Annotated in this window: 15 protein-coding genes and 1 rRNA gene; 11 read left to right on the top strand and 5 right to left on the bottom strand. The window is 41.0% G+C overall.

Annotated elements, in window-relative coordinates; all coding sequences use genetic code 11:
- Positions 1 to 12 precede the first annotated feature (12 nt).
- From F7732_RS15320 to F7732_RS15345, 6 genes are all read left to right on the top strand, one after another.
- Positions 13 to 936 (top strand): ABC transporter permease, encoded by a 924-nt coding sequence (locus F7732_RS15320; RefSeq protein WP_066449199.1) that lies wholly within the window; start codon positions 13 to 15, stop codon positions 934 to 936.
- 15 nt (positions 937 to 951) lie between these two features.
- Positions 952 to 1,977 carry an ABC transporter ATP-binding protein gene (locus tag F7732_RS15325; RefSeq protein ID WP_151574880.1) on the top strand — a complete coding sequence of 342 codons (1,026 nt, stop codon included), beginning with the start codon at positions 952 to 954 and terminating at the stop codon, positions 1,975 to 1,977.
- Entirely contained in the window at positions 1,970 to 2,968 is a 999-nt protein-coding gene (locus tag F7732_RS15330) for an ABC transporter ATP-binding protein (protein WP_151574881.1), read from the top strand. Before F7732_RS15325 ends, F7732_RS15330 begins: the two co-directional genes overlap by 8 nt.
- A 159-nt stretch (positions 2,969 to 3,127) precedes the next feature.
- Positions 3,128 to 3,379: a YgaB family protein gene (locus tag F7732_RS15335; protein ID WP_151574905.1), complete on the top strand. Its 252-nt coding sequence runs from the start codon at positions 3,128 to 3,130 to the stop codon at positions 3,377 to 3,379.
- A gap of 334 nt (positions 3,380 to 3,713) precedes the next feature.
- The gene (gene ntdP / locus F7732_RS15340; protein ID WP_066449191.1) at positions 3,714 to 4,244 is read left to right on the top strand and encodes a nucleoside tri-diphosphate phosphatase; all 531 of its coding nucleotides are present in this window, start codon (positions 3,714 to 3,716) and stop codon (positions 4,242 to 4,244) included.
- A 250-nt stretch (positions 4,245 to 4,494) separates the two neighbouring features.
- On the top strand, positions 4,495 to 6,240 hold the full coding sequence (locus F7732_RS15345) for an ABC transporter ATP-binding protein (RefSeq protein ID WP_151574882.1): 1,746 nt from the start codon (positions 4,495 to 4,497) through the stop codon (positions 6,238 to 6,240).
- Between the two features lie 37 nt (positions 6,241 to 6,277).
- Here the strand turns inward: F7732_RS15345 and F7732_RS15350 are convergent, their stop codons facing one another.
- From F7732_RS15350 to F7732_RS15365, 4 genes are all read right to left on the bottom strand, one after another.
- Positions 6,278 to 6,544 carry a hypothetical protein gene (locus F7732_RS15350; RefSeq protein WP_151574883.1) on the bottom strand — a complete coding sequence of 89 codons (267 nt, stop codon included), beginning with the start codon at positions 6,542 to 6,544 and terminating at the stop codon, positions 6,278 to 6,280.
- Between the two features lie 105 nt (positions 6,545 to 6,649).
- Complete coding sequence (locus F7732_RS15355; RefSeq protein ID WP_151574884.1) at positions 6,650 to 7,741, bottom strand: FUSC family protein; 1,092 nt, start codon at positions 7,739 to 7,741, stop codon at positions 6,650 to 6,652.
- Positions 7,742 to 8,189: 448 nt separating this feature from the next.
- The gene (locus F7732_RS15360) at positions 8,190 to 12,662 is read right to left on the bottom strand and encodes a glutamate synthase-related protein (protein WP_151574885.1); all 4,473 of its coding nucleotides are present in this window, start codon (positions 12,660 to 12,662) and stop codon (positions 8,190 to 8,192) included.
- A 366-nt stretch (positions 12,663 to 13,028) separates the two neighbouring features.
- Positions 13,029 to 14,324: a glutamate-1-semialdehyde 2,1-aminomutase gene (locus tag F7732_RS15365; protein ID WP_151574886.1), complete on the bottom strand. Its 1,296-nt coding sequence runs from the start codon at positions 14,322 to 14,324 to the stop codon at positions 13,029 to 13,031.
- Positions 14,325 to 14,528: 204 nt separating this feature from the next.
- On the opposite strand from F7732_RS15365, the gene F7732_RS15370 reads away from it, so the two are divergent.
- From F7732_RS15370 to perR, 3 genes are all read left to right on the top strand, one after another.
- Positions 14,529 to 14,939, top strand: coding sequence for an ion channel (locus F7732_RS15370; protein ID WP_151574887.1), 411 nt, complete (start codon positions 14,529 to 14,531; stop codon positions 14,937 to 14,939).
- A 122-nt stretch (positions 14,940 to 15,061) separates the two neighbouring features.
- Positions 15,062 to 15,532, top strand: a complete 471-nt coding sequence (gene bcp, locus F7732_RS15375; protein WP_066449177.1) for a thioredoxin-dependent thiol peroxidase — start codon at positions 15,062 to 15,064, stop codon at positions 15,530 to 15,532.
- 349 nt (positions 15,533 to 15,881) lie between these two features.
- On the top strand, positions 15,882 to 16,319 hold the full coding sequence (perR, locus tag F7732_RS15380; RefSeq protein WP_066449157.1) for a peroxide-responsive transcriptional repressor PerR: 438 nt from the start codon (positions 15,882 to 15,884) through the stop codon (positions 16,317 to 16,319).
- Positions 16,320 to 16,416: 97 nt separating this feature from the next.
- Here perR and F7732_RS15385 read toward each other — a convergent pair whose 3' ends face one another.
- A complete protein-coding gene (locus F7732_RS15385) occupies positions 16,417 to 16,779 on the bottom strand; it encodes a YgzB family protein (protein WP_066449155.1) in 363 nt (120 codons plus the stop codon).
- Between the two features lie 266 nt (positions 16,780 to 17,045).
- On the opposite strand from F7732_RS15385, the gene F7732_RS15390 reads away from it, so the two are divergent.
- Together F7732_RS15390 and F7732_RS15395 are read left to right on the top strand one after the other, a co-directional pair.
- The gene (locus tag F7732_RS15390) at positions 17,046 to 17,921 is read left to right on the top strand and encodes a nucleotidyltransferase-like protein (RefSeq protein WP_066449152.1); all 876 of its coding nucleotides are present in this window, start codon (positions 17,046 to 17,048) and stop codon (positions 17,919 to 17,921) included.
- A gap of 275 nt (positions 17,922 to 18,196) precedes the next feature.
- Positions 18,197 to 18,259 (top strand): 16S ribosomal RNA (locus F7732_RS15395); the annotation flags it as partial.

Consider the following 18,259-nt stretch of genomic DNA (forward strand, 5'->3'; position numbering starts at 1 on the left):
AAGGTGAGAGACATGTTTGTTTTTATCATTAGAAGATTATTTCAAACAATTCCTGTCATGATCGGTGTGACGTTAGCTGTATTCCTTATGATGCATTTGATTCCGGGGGATCCGGCGCAAATAATGGCAGGGGAGAGAGCTGATGAAGCCCAATTAGAACAAATGAGGGAGAATTTAGGGTTAAACGATCCGCTTTATCAGCAGTATTTCCGCTATGTCGGAAACGCTATTCAAGGTGACTTGGGCACCTCTATCCGGACAGATCGGGCCGTAACAGAAGAGATATTTACAAATCGTATATGGATTACATTTGAGTTAGCGCTTTATGGGACAGTTTTAGCAGTGATTTTAGGATTAATCGCTGGGATTATTTCTGCTACTAGAAAATATTCATTTTCGGATGTATCACTCATGATTGTCGCCCTATTCGGTATGTCGATGCCGAATTTCTGGCTCGGAATTATGCTAATCTATTTCTTCTCTGTTAATTTAGGCTGGTTCCCAACGATTGGCTGGGAATCATGGAAACATATGGTGCTTCCTGTGTTAACGATCGGTACAGGGGGAGCAGCAATTATCGCGCGGATGACACGTTCCAGTATGCTTGAGGTCCTTGACAATGATTATATTCGCACAGCCTATGCAAAAGGGGTTCATGACAGAGTAGTTATTTATAAACATGCTTTAAGAAATGCGCTCGTTCCGGTTGTCACAATCGTAGGTTTGCAGTTTGGTACATTACTAGGCGGAGCGGTTATCACAGAAACCGTTTTTGCTATTAATGGATTGGGACGCTTAGTTGTCGATTCAATCCGAATGCGTGACTTTCCAATGGTGCAAGGGACCATTCTCGTATGTGCCGTCTTGTTTGTCGTCGTAAACTTTATCGTTGATATCACATATCGTTTAATTAATAAACGAATTGAGCTGAATTAAAGGAAGGTGAGAAGGATGAATATATCAAATGAAGAGAATATCCTGGAAGTTCGAAATCTCTGTACCTCCTTCTTCACAGATGAAGGAGAAGTAAAGGCCGTTGATGGAGTAGATTTTTCAATAGAAAAAGGCAAAACCATTGGCATCGTGGGGGAATCTGGTTCAGGCAAGAGTATTACTTCCTTATCTATTATGCGACTGGTTCAAGAACCAGCCGGTAAAGTTGTCGATGGAGAAATTGTTTTTAAAGGAGAAAATCTTTTAACGAAAACAAAGAAAGAAATGAGAGATATTCGTGGAAATAAAATCTCTATGATCTTTCAGGAGCCTATGACCTCCCTAAATCCGACTTTAACATGTGGCGAGCAAATTGCAGAGTCACTCCGGATTCATCAAAAGCTTAATCGAAAAGAAGCACGCGTGAAAGCGATAGAAATGCTGAAATTAGTAGGAATTCCATCTCCAGAGAAAAGGGTCAAGCAGTATCCGTTTGAACTTTCTGGCGGAATGCGGCAGCGTGTTATGATCGCGATTGCCCTTGCTTGTAATCCTGAGCTATTAATTGCAGATGAACCGACAACCGCACTTGATGTGACGATCCAAGCACAAATACTAGAATTAATAAAAAAGCTGCAGGAAGAATTGGGAACCTCTTTAATGATTATTACCCATGATCTTGGGGTCGTTGCGGAAATGTGTGATCGTGTCGCAGTTATGTATTGTGGAAAAGTCGTTGAGTATGCAGATGTGAAAACCATTTTTACAGATCCAAAGCATCCTTACACGATTGGACTCCTAAATTCAGTTCCAAGACATGACTTAAAGGTTGAAGGAGAATTGTCTGTGATCAAAGGGTCTGTGCCAAGTCCATTTGAATTGCCGTCCGGCTGCAGATTCGTGACAAGATGCCCACATGCGAGAGAGATCTGTCATCGAGAGCTGCCGGCATTGGAAACGAAAGAAGATGGAAACCAAGTGCGCTGCTGGATGCACACCGATCAATGGGAAAAGCAAGAAGAGGCGGTGTCAACTCATGAGTAAGAAAGCGTTGTTAGAGGTCAATAATTTAAAGCAGTATTTCCCGATTAAAGGCGGCGTGTTTGGCGGTACAGTGAACCACGTAAAGGCTGTGGATGATATTAGCTTTGTCGTGTATGAAGGAGAAACAGTCAGTGTTGTGGGAGAATCCGGCTGCGGAAAATCAACGACGGGAAGGGCGATCCTGCGTTTAGATGACCCCACTTCAGGTGATATTTTATTCGATGGAGAGAATTTATTAAGTTTAAATAAGGCCAAAATGCGAAAAAAACGCAAGGACCTGCAAATCATCTTTCAGGATCCTTATGCCTCTTTAAATCCAAGGCAAACGGTAAGACAAATCCTGGAAGAGTCGCTTGAGATTCAAAATGTGGTTCCCAGGAAAGAGCGACGCCAGAAGGTCGAGGATCTCCTGCAAACAGTAGGCATTGGAGCGCATCAAATGGATCGTTATCCACATGAATTTAGCGGCGGACAGCGGCAGCGAATTGGGATTGCCCGTGCCTTATCAGTCGATCCGAAACTGGTCATTTGCGATGAAGCCGTGTCGGCACTGGACGTATCGATCCAGGCTCAAGTCTTAAACCTATTAAAAGAACTTCAGCAAAAATTCCAGCTGACGTATTTATTTATCTCACATGATTTAGGGGTTGTCCGCCATATATCGGATCGCATCATTGTTATGTATCTCGGTAAAATAGTGGAAATAGGGGATAAGGATTCTCTGTTTGAAAATCCGCAGCATCCTTATACAAGAGCGCTTTTATCTGCGATCCCAAGCATCAATGTGGGAGAGAAAAAGAAAGAAAGAATCATCTTAAAAGGAGATGTGCCGTCGCCGATTGATCCGCCAGCAGGGTGCCGCTTCCACACCCGCTGCCCATATGCCATGGACCGCTGTGCGGTGGAAGAGCCTAAGCTGCATTCGCTGAGCGAGATCGAACATCAAGCAGCATGCCATCTGCTTGAAGATGGACCTTATGATTATTCGTAGAAACCAGGGGAAGTTTCTCCTGGTTTTTTTGCTGCTTCAATATAGAACATCAGCACATCCTCGACAAAACTTCCATTAAGTCTACATTATCAGTCAAAGGGAAAAGGGGTTCTGCCGCGAATTTGTATTAGGAGATCACAAAAGGGATGGTGGCAAATGGTGCGTGAGTTTAACCTTTTAGTATCAGAGCAGATGAAAACGATGGACAAGCTATTGTTTCTTCAAGGGGAGCTGGAGCGCTGTGAAGAGATTGAGGAACAGCTGCAGCTAATTCAGCAGGAAACAGAGCTTGAAAGCATTCAGCATGAAATTAAAATGATGAAAAATGAATTGAAGGCCATTCATAAGATATTCGAAACACAGACAGAAGAGGTGATCCGGTCTTATCAGGACATGAATGTTCCTGTATAAAGGACAGGATCTACAGCAAAATAGATGCATTATTTAAACCATTGAGCCATTTCAATGGTTCTTTTGTTTTAAAATGAGCGTATAACCGTTATAATAAGAAGAAATAGGAATCGTTCTTTGCAAGCCTTTCGTCGTTCGAAGTGAAGAGGAATTTTTAATGATAAGAATTCTTTTCAAAGGATCAGATCGGATAACTTTATATGAACAGCGGGTAAGCAGATATCTGCTCCATATTCATCTAAGGTACTCAGTGTCTAAAAGAAAAGCAGCCGTTTTGCTTGCTTCTAGAGGACTATAGGTTTCAAAGCTTCCAGAAATGAAAGAAGGGGAAAAAATGGCCGTACCCATAGAAGGATCTCCAATACAAATACACAGCTATAAACATAATGGGCACATCCATCGCGTCTGGGAGGAAACAACGGTATTAAAAGGTACGCAAAATCTTGTCATCGGCGGCAATGATCGGACCATTGTAACAGAATCGGACGGCAGAACATGGGTAACGAGAGAACCGGCAATCTGTTATTTTCATTCCCAATACTGGTTTAATATTATTGGAATGATCAGAGAGGACGGCGTTTACTATTATTGCAATATCAGCTCGCCGTTTATATACGACGAGGAAGCATTAAAATATATCGATTATGATCTTGATATTAAAGTGTTTCCTGATATGACCTTCAATTTATTGGATGAAGACGAATATGAACGCCATCGTCAAGAAATGAATTACCCTGCTCCGATTGATCAAATTCTGTGGTCCAATGTGGACAAGCTCATTCAATGGATTCGCCAGCGCAAAGGTCCTTTTGCACCTGATTTTATCGACATTTGGTATGAGCGCTATTTAACGTACAGACGCTAGTATTTAGGGTTAAAATGCCTAAGAGTTGCCTGTTGAACGGATTGTCAACAGGTTTTAGCTTTTTAAATGTTTTAGCAGCATAGAAATATACGTGAAGCCTAATGATTGTCTTTTCGGCTTGCCAATATGGCAAGTTTTCTTTTTGCACTGAAGGGAAGAAACATTAGGTATGAAAGCATGAGGAACGGGTCAATTTAAAACGAGTGCAAAAGATATGCATTTTTTTAGGCCTTGAAAGGGTGGAGGCTACTTGAACAGTATTAAAAGATATATGCAATTCGTAAAGCCATATCGGCTTCAGATTATCGGAACGATTATCATTGGAATTATTAAATTTGCCATTCCATTATTGATTCCGCTGCTGATTAAATATGTCGTCGATGATATTATTGGCGGTGATGCAGCCGATTCTGAAAAGACAAGTACACTTTTTTGGCTGATGGGCGGTATGATTGTCATTTTTGTTGTGGCACGACCGCCGATTGAATATTATCGCCAATATTTTGCACAATGGGTATCCAGCAAAATTTTATATGATATCCGTGACCGCTTATTTGTACATATTCAAAAGCTAAGCTTTAAGTATTATGCCAATACACGGGCTGGGGAAGTCATTTCCCGGGTCATCAATGATGTTGAGCAAACGAAAACCTTTGTTGTCACAGGATTAATGAATCTTTGGCTTGATGTGTCTACGATCATTATTGCTGTCATAATTATGTTTAATATGGACATCACATTAACCATCGTGTCATTGATCTTATTTCCGTTTTACGCTTTTTCGGTTAAATACTTTTTCGGCAATCTGCGAAAATTAACACGTGTACGTTCCCAGGCACTCGCCGAGGTGCAAGGCTATCTGCATGAGCGGGTGCAAGGGATGGCTGTAATTAAAAGCTTTGCGACAGAGGATTATGAACAAGGGAATTTTGACCGGCAGAACAGCAACTTCCTGCAAAAAGCGATTGACCATACAAAATGGAACGCAAAAGCCTTTGCGGTTGTAAACACGATTACCGACATTTCGCCGCTGCTTGTCATTGGCTATGCTGGCTACCAGGTAATTCAAGGAGATATTTCACTCGGTGTTATGATGGCGTTCATAGCATATATTGATCGCTTATACGCACCACTGCGCAGACTTGTTAATTCATCGACTACACTGACACAGTCAATTGCTTCAATGGACCGTGTATTTGAGCTCCTTGATGAAAAATATGATATTGATGATGCGCCAAATGCAGTGGAATGCAAGGAAGTAAACGGCCATATTCAGTTCAAGGATGTCAGCTTTAAATATAATGAAAATGAGGAAGATGTATTAAAACATATCAACCTTGATATCCAAAAGGGAGAAACAGTCGCCCTAGTCGGCATGAGCGGAGGCGGAAAGTCTTCCTTAGTGGGCTTGATTCCGCGTTTTTACGATGTGTCAGATGGATCAATCCTTCTTGATGGGACAGATATCCGTTCTTTCAAAGTCCGCAGTTTAAGAGATAAGATTGGCATGGTTCTGCAGGATAATATTCTATTCAGCGAATCGGTTAAAACCAATATTCTGCTGGGGAAACCAGAGGGAACAGATGAGGAAGTTATTCAGGCGGCAAAAGCAGCCAATGCGCACGATTTTATCATGAGTCTTCCAGAAGGCTATGATACGAAAGTGGGCGAACGAGGTGTGAAGCTGTCAGGAGGACAAAAACAGCGGATTGCGATCGCTCGTATCTTCCTGAAAAACCCTCCGATTCTAATTTTAGATGAAGCCACATCTGCATTGGACCTAGAAAGCGAACACCTTATTCAGGAGTCATTAGAGGAGCTGGCAATAGACCGAACCACCTTTATTGTGGCGCACCGCCTTTCTACCATTACTCATGCAGATCGAATCATTTTAATCGAGCATGGCCAAATCATGGAAGAAGGCTCTCACGATGAGCTCATGAAAAAACAAGGAAGTTATTATAAGCTCTTTCAAGTGCAGCAGCTGGAGAATTAAGAAAACGCCTGGAGACTTCGTGTTCTCCAGGCGTTTTCTATAAGCTTCCAACAAATATTATGAAAATAAGAATAGCAGCTAACCCCAGTGTTAGTACCACAGAGACGATACTCCGAATAGCACTTTTCCAATTTTGAATGCCTAAAAATCCTATTAAGCTTAGTATAAATGTTAATACCGTGATAAAGAAAAGAAGATAGAGCGGATGTAAGCCAAAAATAGATTCGGTTCCAGGCATCATAAAAAAGAGAAAAACAAAGCAGATTGATAATATAAAAGCCCAGATATTGATTTGTTTTGTCATGGGTAAACTCCTTGTGCTGAATGGTATATCTCATACTTCCATAAAAATTGAAAAATTCCTCTTTTGATTAAAAAAACAGCTGACACCATGGTCAGCTGTTTTTTATTAATTTTCTGCCGTTTCCTCAATCGTTACTTCGTTATCTTCTTTATGATAAGCTTGAAAGCTTGAAATCAGCATATCAAGATGTTCGACCTGCTCAAGATAATCCATGAACGCAGATACGATCTGCATGGTATGCGGAAGCATGGATTCTTCAATATCGCGATCAGTGTCCATCTGCCGCTGCTGCTGAATGAAGACCTGGAAGAGCTCGCGTCTGTTTAACGTGACTTCTCCTTCTTCAAAAGAAACCTGTGGACGAACCTTGCCAATAAACTTTAGCATCACATGTTCATGATAGTGGATAAGGCAATCCAGCTGCTGCTGCAGGGTATACTGAAATTCCTCTGTAATATCCGCCATATCATTATCAAAACGATGGAGCTTCTTCAGCGTTTCTAATGCGCGTTTTGTGGTGGAAATCATTTGTCTGTAAATAACCAGCTTTCGCGATTTCGCGAGAGCATTATTTTTAAAATAATTTCTTTCTTCTTTGTACATCGCGTAGATCATGTCCAATTTGCTGATAGAGTCCTGCATTTTTTCAATATCAGATTTTAAGGTATGATGCTCAGATGCACGGCGGACAGTCAGTCGAAGCCACTTAGTCACATCCTCAGTGACATTTGAGATGCGGTTATATAGCTTATTCTCATATTTAGGAGGTAAAAATACAAGATTAATGATAAACGCTGAAAAGACACCCAGCATAATGGTAGAAAAACGAATAAGAGCGAACTGAATAAATTCATCTCCAGGTGATTCCATAATGGCAAGCAGCGTAACCAGAGAAAGTGCAATCGTATTTTCAATTCGCAGCTTTAAGTTAATCGTTATGAGAATAATTGCACCCAAGCCGATGATAAAAATATCATTGCCGAATAATAAAACAAAAATGACGGCGATAAAAGCGCCAATCGAGTTACCTTGAATTTGCTCAATGATGGATAAATATGATCTGTAAATGGTAGGCTGCAGAGCAAAAATGGCTGCGATTCCGGCAAATACAGGATTAGGCAGCTGTAATAATTCGGATAAAAATAATGCCAAAATAATTGCGATTCCCGTTTTTAAAATGCGGGCGCCAAGTTTCATACAAAATGTGTTCCTTTCTTATACAGGAGTCTTAATGGATACCTATTGTTTGACGTATTAACATCAAAAAATGTTTCACTCTAACCAATATATACTTCTAAAAATGAGGAAGTATGTCCATATTATCTACTTTAAACGTTTTTCCAAGTTGTTAAACAATAATGTACTATACAGGGATTATACACGAAGTTCAAGTAACTTTTGAAAGAAAAACAGCCTAAATTTTGAAAGTTTTACTACCTTTTTTATGGAAACGTTTTAATTAGATGACGGGGGATTGATTGGGGTGGGTTGTTATTTTTAAGGGATTTATATGTGGCGGAATCACTTATAAACATGAGAGGGAGGCAGGGGGGATTGTAAACACAACCACCTCATAACTAATAGAGGCAAAAAAAGAAACGTTCGCACAAGCAAACGTTTCTCTTTTATAAAAATATTTCTCATATCACTCAGTAGAAACTGATGGATCTGCCTGTTCTTTCACAGGGATAACTTGAAGGAAGTGATCATCAAGGTTTTCGAGCAGCTGTGATAATTCAGCAGCTTCTTCGAATTGTTCCTGAATCTTTAGCATGGCGATGTATTGGCCAAGCAGTTCTTGGATATCCTCTTTGCCTTTTTCAGAAAGAGATGTAATCGTTACTTTTGCTCCTTTGGCGATACGGCGCTGAATGGCTTCTTTTGTCAGGCCTTTTTCTGGCTGGTGGCGTAAATAAACGACACCGCCTGTCATACCTGCGCAAATCCATGGGCCAGGATCGCCAAGGACGAGCCCGCGGCCATTGGTCATATACTCAAAAGCAAATCCTTTAATATTCGCGTTTGTGCCAATATTGCCGAATTCATTTTCAGGAATAGGCTTCGTAAGCTGTCCGCCAATGATCATATCTGCGCCGGAGAGGCGAATCCCTGCACGTGCATCCGCATTTCCTTGAGCAACAAGCAAGCCTTCTTGTGCTCCATATCCAAATCCTTTTCCGACAGAGCCATTATAGTAGTGACCATTTTTGCCTTTGGATTTGAAAATAAGAATTTGTCCGCCAAATGATGTTTTTCCGATCCCATCTTGCGCCCCGCCGGCAACTTCGATATTGATGCCAAAGCTGTTGTATGCGCCAAGTCCGTTGCCCGGGATGGAGCCGTTTTTATATTTAAGATCAACAGGCGGAAGAGCTTTATAAGATCCATCCAGTCTGCCTCTGACACGGTGGCAGGAAACTCTGCTTCCGAGCACACGCTGTTCAGAGGTAATGCTGTTGAATTCACGTGAGCTATGCAATTCTTCAACCGTTGCATCCAGATACTCGGCTCCAACTGCCACTTGAAGCTGTGCTTCGGATAGAGCAGAAGCTGTTTCATGCTTATCAAGCTGGCGGATTTCCAATGTTTTTAACAGGAAAGTTAAGTCGAGCTGGTCGCTGCCTTTTGCTTGTTCTAAAAGATCCGAACGGCCAACAGCGTCTTGAACGTTTTGAATGCCCATTTCAGCTGCCAGTGTTTGAAGCTCTTTGCCAAACGCAGAGAATAAATTCATTATGCCCTGCACGGCTAAATCAAATTGGCGCGGCACAAAACGTCTTAAGCCGTGTTCTTTTGCTTGTGCTTCTGAGTCGATTTGTGTAGCGATTCCCACATGACATGTATCCAAATGACAGCCGCGGCAAGTTGTACAGCCAATCGCAAGCATCGATAATGTTCCAAAGCCAACCCGGTTTGCACCAAGAAGCATTACTTTTAACACATCAGAAACGCTTTTAATACCGCCGTCTGCCCAAATTTCCACCCCATCACGCAATCCAGCTTCCAAAAGGGCATTATGTGCCGCTTTGACGCCGATTTCAACCGGCAGTCCAACATGCTGGAGCGCATGTATTCTTGCAGCACCAGTTCCTCCATCAAAGCCGCTAAGTGTGATGTAATCAGCGCCAGCCTTGGCAATTCCGACTGCGATTGTACCGATATTCGGAACAACAGGGACCTTAACCGCAACCTTGGCTTTATCATTTGCTGTTTTCAGCTCATGAATCATTTGCGCAAGGTCTTCGATGGAATAGATGTCATGGTTATTAGATGGCGAAATTAAATCCGAGCCAATGGTTGCGTTACGTGCTTCGGCAATTTTAGCGGTAACCTTTGAACCAGGCAGATGTCCGCCTTCTCCAGGCTTCGCGCCTTGCCCGATTTTAATTTCAAGCAGGTTTGTCGAGTTTAAGAGCTCAGCGTTAACTCCAAATCGTCCAGAGGCAATCTGCTGTCCGCGTGTGCGCGGATATTTGCCGAGCATATCTTTAATTTCTCCGCCCTCACCATTAAAGCTGATCATATTCAGACGGTCGGCGCCTTCCGCATATGCACGGAACGCTACTTCGTTTTGCGAGCCAAAGGACATGGAAGAGATCATAAACGGCAAGTCATGATCGCCAACAGCGATATTTACCTCTTCAGGCGATAAAACTTCGCTTGCTTTTTTAAAGCTTGTTAAGTGGCGAATCGTTGTTGGATTTTCTTCTTCCTGCTCGGTAATCTTTTCTTTATAAGTGCTATAGTCACCAGTTGAAGCGACTTCGCCAATTGCTTTCCAGATACGAGGGAAGAGGCTGAACGTTTTGCCGATTCGTTCTTTTTCATTGTTGTAATCGGCTGCACGGGCAATTCCATCTTCACGCATAGAAGCGAAATTGTATTTCAGCTCCTCAGAGCCAAAGAAGTTCACAATATTAAGCTCATCCGCAACTTCTTTGCTTAAGCCGATTGATGAAAATAAGCGGCCATATCCTCTTAATTCATGAATTCCAATGGTAGAAATGACTTTTTCAAGCCCTTTCGTTAAAGCTGCAAAAAGATTGGTTAACGGAGCAGTCTGATCCTCATCCGCAACCGTAATAAACATATAATATGGACTTAATAAATCTGCTCCAAGTCCAAATGCTGTGATGATGTCATGCAGAGAGCGGATGGAAGCAGAGCGTAATAATAAAGAACAATCCCGTCTTAGCGCTGCCTTTACAAGTGACTGGTCAATGGCAGACACCGCTAAATGCGGATCAATCCAATAGGCACCTTCCTGATGAACATTCGAATCATCAAGGATTAGCAACGTTTTACCGCTTTTTACTGCTTCAATCGCTTCACTCTTGAGACGCTCAATTGCGTCGTTTAATGTTTCGCTTTCGTGAAAATGAATATGAATATAGGAAACAAGCTTTTCTTCCTGGAAAAAGTTTGTCACTTGGTCAAAGCTAGGCTGGTTCAACTCACTGGCACAACGATAGCCTGAGATTCCTTCTATTAAAATAGGAGAAAGCAGTTCGATCGCTGTTCCTGCTGTTTCTTTTTCAAATAGAGATGGGCGTCTTCCAATAACCGTTCTTGTGGAAAAATGCTCCGTTTCTCTATCGCGGTCAATCGCTGGGTTTGTAACAACCGCCACGCTTTCCTTAATAAAATCTGCAATGTTCTTACGCTGCGGATTAAGTGCTGCAAGTGGAGAATCGTGTCCAAGCGAGCGAATCGGTTCGGCACCATTTTTCGACATTTGCTCCACTAGCTGAACATGATCTCGCTCCCAGCCAAAGGCTTTGTACTGGCCATTATGAATTTTATCTGGGTAGTTCATCGATACGACTTTATCAAACTTCGGCGGTGTCAGACGCAATTTATATTGATCAACTAGCATTCTAGCGGAAAAGCGCTCATACACTTCCTGCTGGTACTCATTCTGTTCATACAGAACAATGTCATTTCCGTCCCATTTAAGGCCAACTTTTTCACCAGGAGATAAAGGTTTTGGGTCATTTACATATTCACTGGACGGAATGATGCCCGGTTCAGATGAAAATAGGTAAGAACTTTGGGTTTCAAGCATCCAGAGAGGACGCAAACCTAGAGCATCAACACTGAATACCGCTTCGTCGCCAAATCGGGAAATGATGCCGGCAGGTCCCTGTGAAAAATGTCCCCATGCTTCGCGAATATAAGCATACAGGTTCTGCAGATGTTCAGGGTATGCTTTAATTTCATTTACGATCGGCGGGAAGAGAATATCTACCGCCTCAAAAAGAGAATAGCCATCACGGCTGATAAATGTGTCAATTGTCCGGTTTAAATCCTGTGAATCACTGCCGTCTTTTACAAGCGGCACACCCACCATTTTTGCTTCATCACGCAGCTTTGCAATCGTGTTAATTTCACCGTTATGGCCAAGTACACTAAATGGCTGCACACGAAAAAAGCTTGAAAGTGTATTCGTAGAATAGCGGTTGTGGCCGAGAGTCATAGTTGAAGCCACAAGCGGGTTAGCAAGATCATGATAATATTTAGGCAGAATATCTCCAGCACCCATTACCTTATAGACCGCATGATGCTGACTTAATGAAGCAACATGAACATGTTCGTTCTCTTCGAAATCAATGGTTAAAGCAAAAAGCGTTTTAGAAAGTTCACTTTCCTCTAAATCTGCTGTACAAGCAAATTGCCAGAAAACAGGGTTTTCTTGAATTGCGATTGGTCCAAGTGCAGACGCTTCTGTCACTTGTTCAGATTGAAATACAAAATTTAAACCATTATTTTCTAATTTTTCAATCAATTTTTCTTTGAATTGTGCTGTATCTTGTCCTCTGGACATGAAAATATGGCCGACAACAAAATTACTTTGATCTGCAGCGTTCGCATCTGCACCAGCTGCTGCTAATTTTTCCTTCCATAATACACGGGGGATATCGATATGAATACCTACGCCATCACCTTCGCCGTTAATAAAGCCGGCTCTGTGATTCATCGTTACGAGGGCATTTATACAACTGAAGATATTTTCTCTTGTAGGGGTTTTTTGCTTCTCAACACTTGCGACAATTCCACATGCATCGTGTTCCTGTCGATGAAACTGATTGAATTGTGAAGGAGTCCATTGCTCTGTCATCATTTCGGCTATATAGGCTGGGCCTTTAAGCCGTTCACCTCCTGTATAGAAAAATTAATCTGAAACTTTATCGTGTTCATTATGATCGTGTGCTGAAATGTTTGAGGGACGAGATCAGCAGTTATACATAATGATGTACCGCGTTACCACGCGAAAGTAGCAAAGGGTGTTTTACACAAGAATATTGATTTAATAGTATCATATGAATTTTCAGAAATCAATTAAATATACAGAAAGTTGGATAGAAGGTATTGGGGTAATTGTATAATCTGTGAATAAAAAGCTATATATGTAAACGTTTTCATCGTTGGTTCAGTATAAACGAAGGCCAGAACAGCCTTCGTTTAATGAATAAAAAATGTATAATTATTGAGATGCTAATGCTTCAAAAGCATTGTTGACAGCGTGTAGTGTTGCTTCAATATCTTCCTCTGTATGAGCGATTGTTAAGAACCATGCTTCATATTTGGAAGGAGCAAGATTGATGCCTTGGTGCAGCATGAGCTTGAAAAACTTAGCAAACATTTCACCATCTGTGTTTTCTGCCTGCTCGTAGTTTTCGACCTTCACGTCTGTAAAGTAGAGTGTTAATGCACCCTTTAAGCGATTGATTGTGATCGGAATGTTATGCTCTCTCGCTGCTTTTAGGATGCCTTCTTCAAGGATTTCGCCTAATTGATCTAAATACTCGTAAACTCCGTCTTGCTTTAATACTTCTAAACATGCAATTCCTGAAAGGATGGATGCCGGGTTTCCGGCCATAGTGCCTGCCTGATAAGCTGGGCCAAGCGGAGCGACTTTTTCCATTATTTCTTTCTTGCCGCCATATGCTCCAATCGGCAAACCGCCTCCAATAATTTTACCCATTGCCGTTAAATCAGGACGTACACCAAGCATGTCCTGTGCACCGCCATATGAAAAGCGGAAAGCAGTGATTACTTCATCATAAATAACAAGCGCGTTAGCGGCATGTGTTAACTCATTCACCTGTTCTAAAAATCCGGGGTGCGGTTCTACAATACCGAAGTTTCCTACAATTGGCTCAACAAGGACAGCCGCCACTTGATCTCCCCATTTTTCTAATGCTTCTTTAAAAGGTTCAATATCATTAAATGGAACGGTGATCACTTCTTGGGCAATGCTTTTAGGGACACCTGCAGAGTCAGGCGTACCTAAAGTAGATGGACCAGATCCAGCAGCAACAAGCACTAAATCGGAGTGTCCATGATAACAGCCGGCGAACTTGATGATTTTATCTTTACCTGTATAAGCTCTGGCAACACGGATTGTTGTCATTACCGCTTCTGTACCGGAGTTCACAAAACGAACCTTCTCCATCCATGGCATTGCTTCTTTTATCATCTTGGCAAACTTCACTTCATGCTGTGTTGGCGTGCCATATAAAACGCCTCTTTCAGCAGCTCTTGTAATCGCTTCTGTAATATGAGGATGTGCATGTCCAGTAATGATCGGACCGTAAGCAGCAAGATAATCAATATACTGATTTCCGTCTACATCCCAAAAATATGCGCCGCTCGCTCTTTCCATCGCAATCGGAGCACCGCCGCCAACTGCCTTATAAGAACGAGATGGGCTATTTACACCGCCAACAATATGTTCAAGCGCCTCGCTATGTAATCGTTCTGAATTTGTGAATTGCATGGGTATTCCTCCTTGGATCTCTTCTAAACACTTTTTAAATAAAGGTGTCTCGCCTTAAGCTTGTCGTCCCTGGGCGAGCACCTTCTGCTTTTCTAGTTTACCACGTTTTCTCTATAGAGTATGTGCCGGGAACATGACAAGCACTCATAGAAGGTATTTTTTGCGCATATGAATGAGTAGACAGGCTTGAAATGAGGTATGGTGATGATACTTTATATTTCTTTAGTTCTAATCCTGCTTTGCATGATCATGAGTCTGCAGAGCTTATTTACTTCAAAAAGGATCAAAGGGAAATGGGTTTCGATTGAGAACATGATTTATTTAGTGTTTCTATATGGAACGATCATGATCGGATTTGGGCTCATCTATATTATTCTTGATTTGAATGGACATATTGTTTTAATAGAAGAAACTAGCTATCTGGAGGTCAGTTTTTTGGATCGGCTAGAGACGGGTTTTTATTTTAGTGCGATGACGCTGTTTTCTGTGGGATATGGGGATATTGCGCCAATTGGCATTGGCCGGATGATCGCTGTCATTGAGGCGCTCATTGGTTATGTAATCCCAACTGCGTTTGTAGCGCGAGTTGTTTTTGATATCGATCAGCAGACATGATGCTTATCTGTTGTTTTTCTGTTCTTTTTTCATTAACGTAAAAGTGGAGAAGTTTTTGGACAGTTTATTATTATTTTGTAGAGGGAAACTTACTTTTACATATGAATAAAGGAGATGTCAAAATGACAGCAATTACAGGAGAGTTCGCACCAGACTTTTCACTCCCTGCAAGTACAGGGGAGACATTTACACTATCAGAACACCGAGGCAAAAACATTGTTTTATATTTTTATCCAAAAGACATGACGCCTGGCTGTACGACACAGGCTTGTGATTTTCGTGATCGCCACAGTCAGTTTGCAGAAGAAGACACCATCGTGATTGGCATCAGCCCGGATCCTTTGAACAGACATGATAAGTTTGTTGAAAAGCATGAGCTGCCATTTCCGCTGCTTGCGGACGAGCAGCATACAGCAGCTGAACTATATGATGTCTGGAAGCTGAAAAAGAATTTTGGCAAAGAATACATGGGAGTGGAGCGATCTACTTTCGTTATTGATAAAGAGGGACGGATTGCAAAAGAGTGGCGCAAAGTAAAGGTTAAAGATCATGTAGAGGAAGTACACAGCTTTGTAAAAGAAGAATTGAAATAAAGAGGAACCCAATTGAGCGGATTTCCAGCCTATTTTATGATTTCAAGGCTTTTGTCCAATTCAAAAAACGGCAATCTGAATATCATTTTATTAGGGCATACCTCCTCAGATAGTCATAATGCGGACCTTTTAAAGGTCCGTTTTTTTATGACTTGAGCAGGAGAGAGGGCAGATGGGAGTTCAAGTAATTTTCACCTTTAAAAACGTATATACTATTTAAAGGAGCATAATTGTTGGACAGGCATATAGATGAAGAACAATTGTCATTGTTGACAAAGTCACTGTAAAATGAGTACACTATTTATAAACATTATAAAGTAATAATCTATGTTAGAAAGAGGTGCATGACGTGACGCACGATCAACTTAAAGAAGCGCTGGATACTTTAAAAGATACAGGAGTCCGCATTACTCCTCAGCGTCATGCGATACTTGAATATTTAATAAACTCCATGTCACACCCTACAGCAGATGATATTTATAAAGCTCTAGAAGGAAAGTTTCCGAATATGAGTGTGGCTACAGTTTACAATAATTTGAGAGTATTTCGTGAGGTTGGATTAGTAAAAGAACTAACTTACGGGGATTCTTCAAGCCGTTTTGATTTCATTACAACACAGCATTATCACGTAATCTGTGAGCAGTGCGGCAAAATTGTTGATTTTCATTACCCGGGATTAGATGAAGTGGAGCAGCTTGCTTCCCATGTAACGGGTTTTAAAGTTAGCCATCACCGTATGGAAATCTACGGAACTTGTCCAGAGTGTCTTGCAAAAGAAGCGCATTAATCTAATTCATTGACTAGGCTGCCTAATTTAAGGTGGCTTTTTTATTTTGTCATTCATTGCAGAATAGGAACGAAATGGCCAAACAAAAAACTCGGCATTAGTTTGCCGAGTTTTGCTGTGATTTACGATTGTATTTTTCATCAAACTCTTTGCCTTCTAATGTTTTGTCTAATGTTAAAGGCTCTTTGCAGTACATGCACATATCGACGCGTCCAAGTACCTTTGTATATTTACCGCAGCTTGGACACACAACTTGTACAGCTTTCGTGGATAATAAACCGATCCAGAAATAAACACCTGTACTAGCAACAATGAATATAGTTCCAAGCAACATAAAAAAGGTCATGAGAACAGGAGATTCTCTAAAGAAGATTCCGATATACATAACAATAAAACCGACAAAGATCAAACTCAGTGCAAAGGTACGAATTTTATTGATTTTGCTTGAATATTTAGCCATGCAACACCCTCCTAAAAGTTAACTATAGCATATAAGCCTGCCTGCTATAAATATCAATTCCTATTCCTGTCGAAAATTGTCTCTGTTTTATGAAGGAATTCAACTTCATTTTGGCGAAAGTATTACATATATGACCCTCTCTAACTGTCTGAATTCAATTGTTAGCAGGGAAAAGAAATCGTAACTGTTCGTTATGGTCTGGTATAATGACTATTATTGATTGAAAAATGGATTGAAGTTTCACTTTAATTAATGGAGGAATTGTAATGGAAGATATTCTCCGCCCGATCTATCAGGAGCGGGCAAGCCAGGCAAACACAAAGGGTGTTTTGCTTGTTGAGAAGAGGCAGAAAGCACTGCCGACAACCGATACCTTTGATGCGGTTCTGCTGATTATTGTAACGGAAGCGGATGAACCGGTTTTTATTAAACATTATACATATATGGAAAAGAAGGCTGCATTATATATCATTACGGAGCAGCAGCTAAATGAATGGCTGCTGATTGGCACTAATAAAAAGGTGTTTGATTGGATTTATAATGGAAAGATTCTGTTTGATCGTAATGAATATATGCAAACGGCGAAGAAAGAACTGCAGGAATTTCCTTTTCACGGACGTAAGTTGAAAATGGGTCTTGAATTTGCCAAGCTTATTAAGCGGTATATGGACGGAAAAGCATTTTTTGAGAACAAACAATATTTTGATGCATACAATCATATTGTTCATTCATTGCATCATTTGGCCAGACTTGCTGTAATTGACCATGGCTTTCATCCGGAGAATACGGTTTGGAATCAGGTCAAACAAATCGAACCAGAGATTATGAAGTTATATGAAGAGTTGGTGAATAGCCACGAGCCTTTAGAAAAACGGCTCGAGCTGTTGTTTCTAGCAAGTGAGTTTCTGATTCATTCAAGAACCAAGGATGGAATCAGCCATCTTATTGATATTTTAAGTGAAAGAGAGCATTGGACTGTGCAAGAGATCTTAAATCATGAAGAACTCGGCTTATATGCAGTGGATTTAACAATGCTTCTAGAGTATCTGATTGATAAACATTATGTTGAGGTTGTGAATGTGGAGACCAAAGGAAAAGGGATACTCCATCGCTATTATAAAGTCGGGAAAAAATTATCGTAAAAAAGTTTTAAAAAGTATTGACCTTTAATTAAATACTTGGTATATTTATATCCGTCGCTGAGAAACGAACAAAAAACGTTTTTGTAGCTGACGGATATTTTTTAAAAAAGTGTTGACATGAAAAACTCAACATGTTATATTAAGAAAGTCGCCTCGGAGCGATACTTAAGAAAAATTGCTCTTTGAAAACTGAACGAACAATAAAACGTCAACGTTTAAAAAAGATTCTTCGGAATCAACAATGTACATTATGTACACAAGAGCTAATCAACTCTTTCTTGGAGAGTTTGATCCTGGCTCAGGACGAACGCTGGCGGCGTGCCTAATACATGCAAGTC

This window comes from Bacillus mesophilum (assembly GCF_008923265.1).
GTDB lineage: Bacteria > Bacillota > Bacilli > Bacillales > Cytobacillaceae > Cytobacillus > Cytobacillus mesophilum.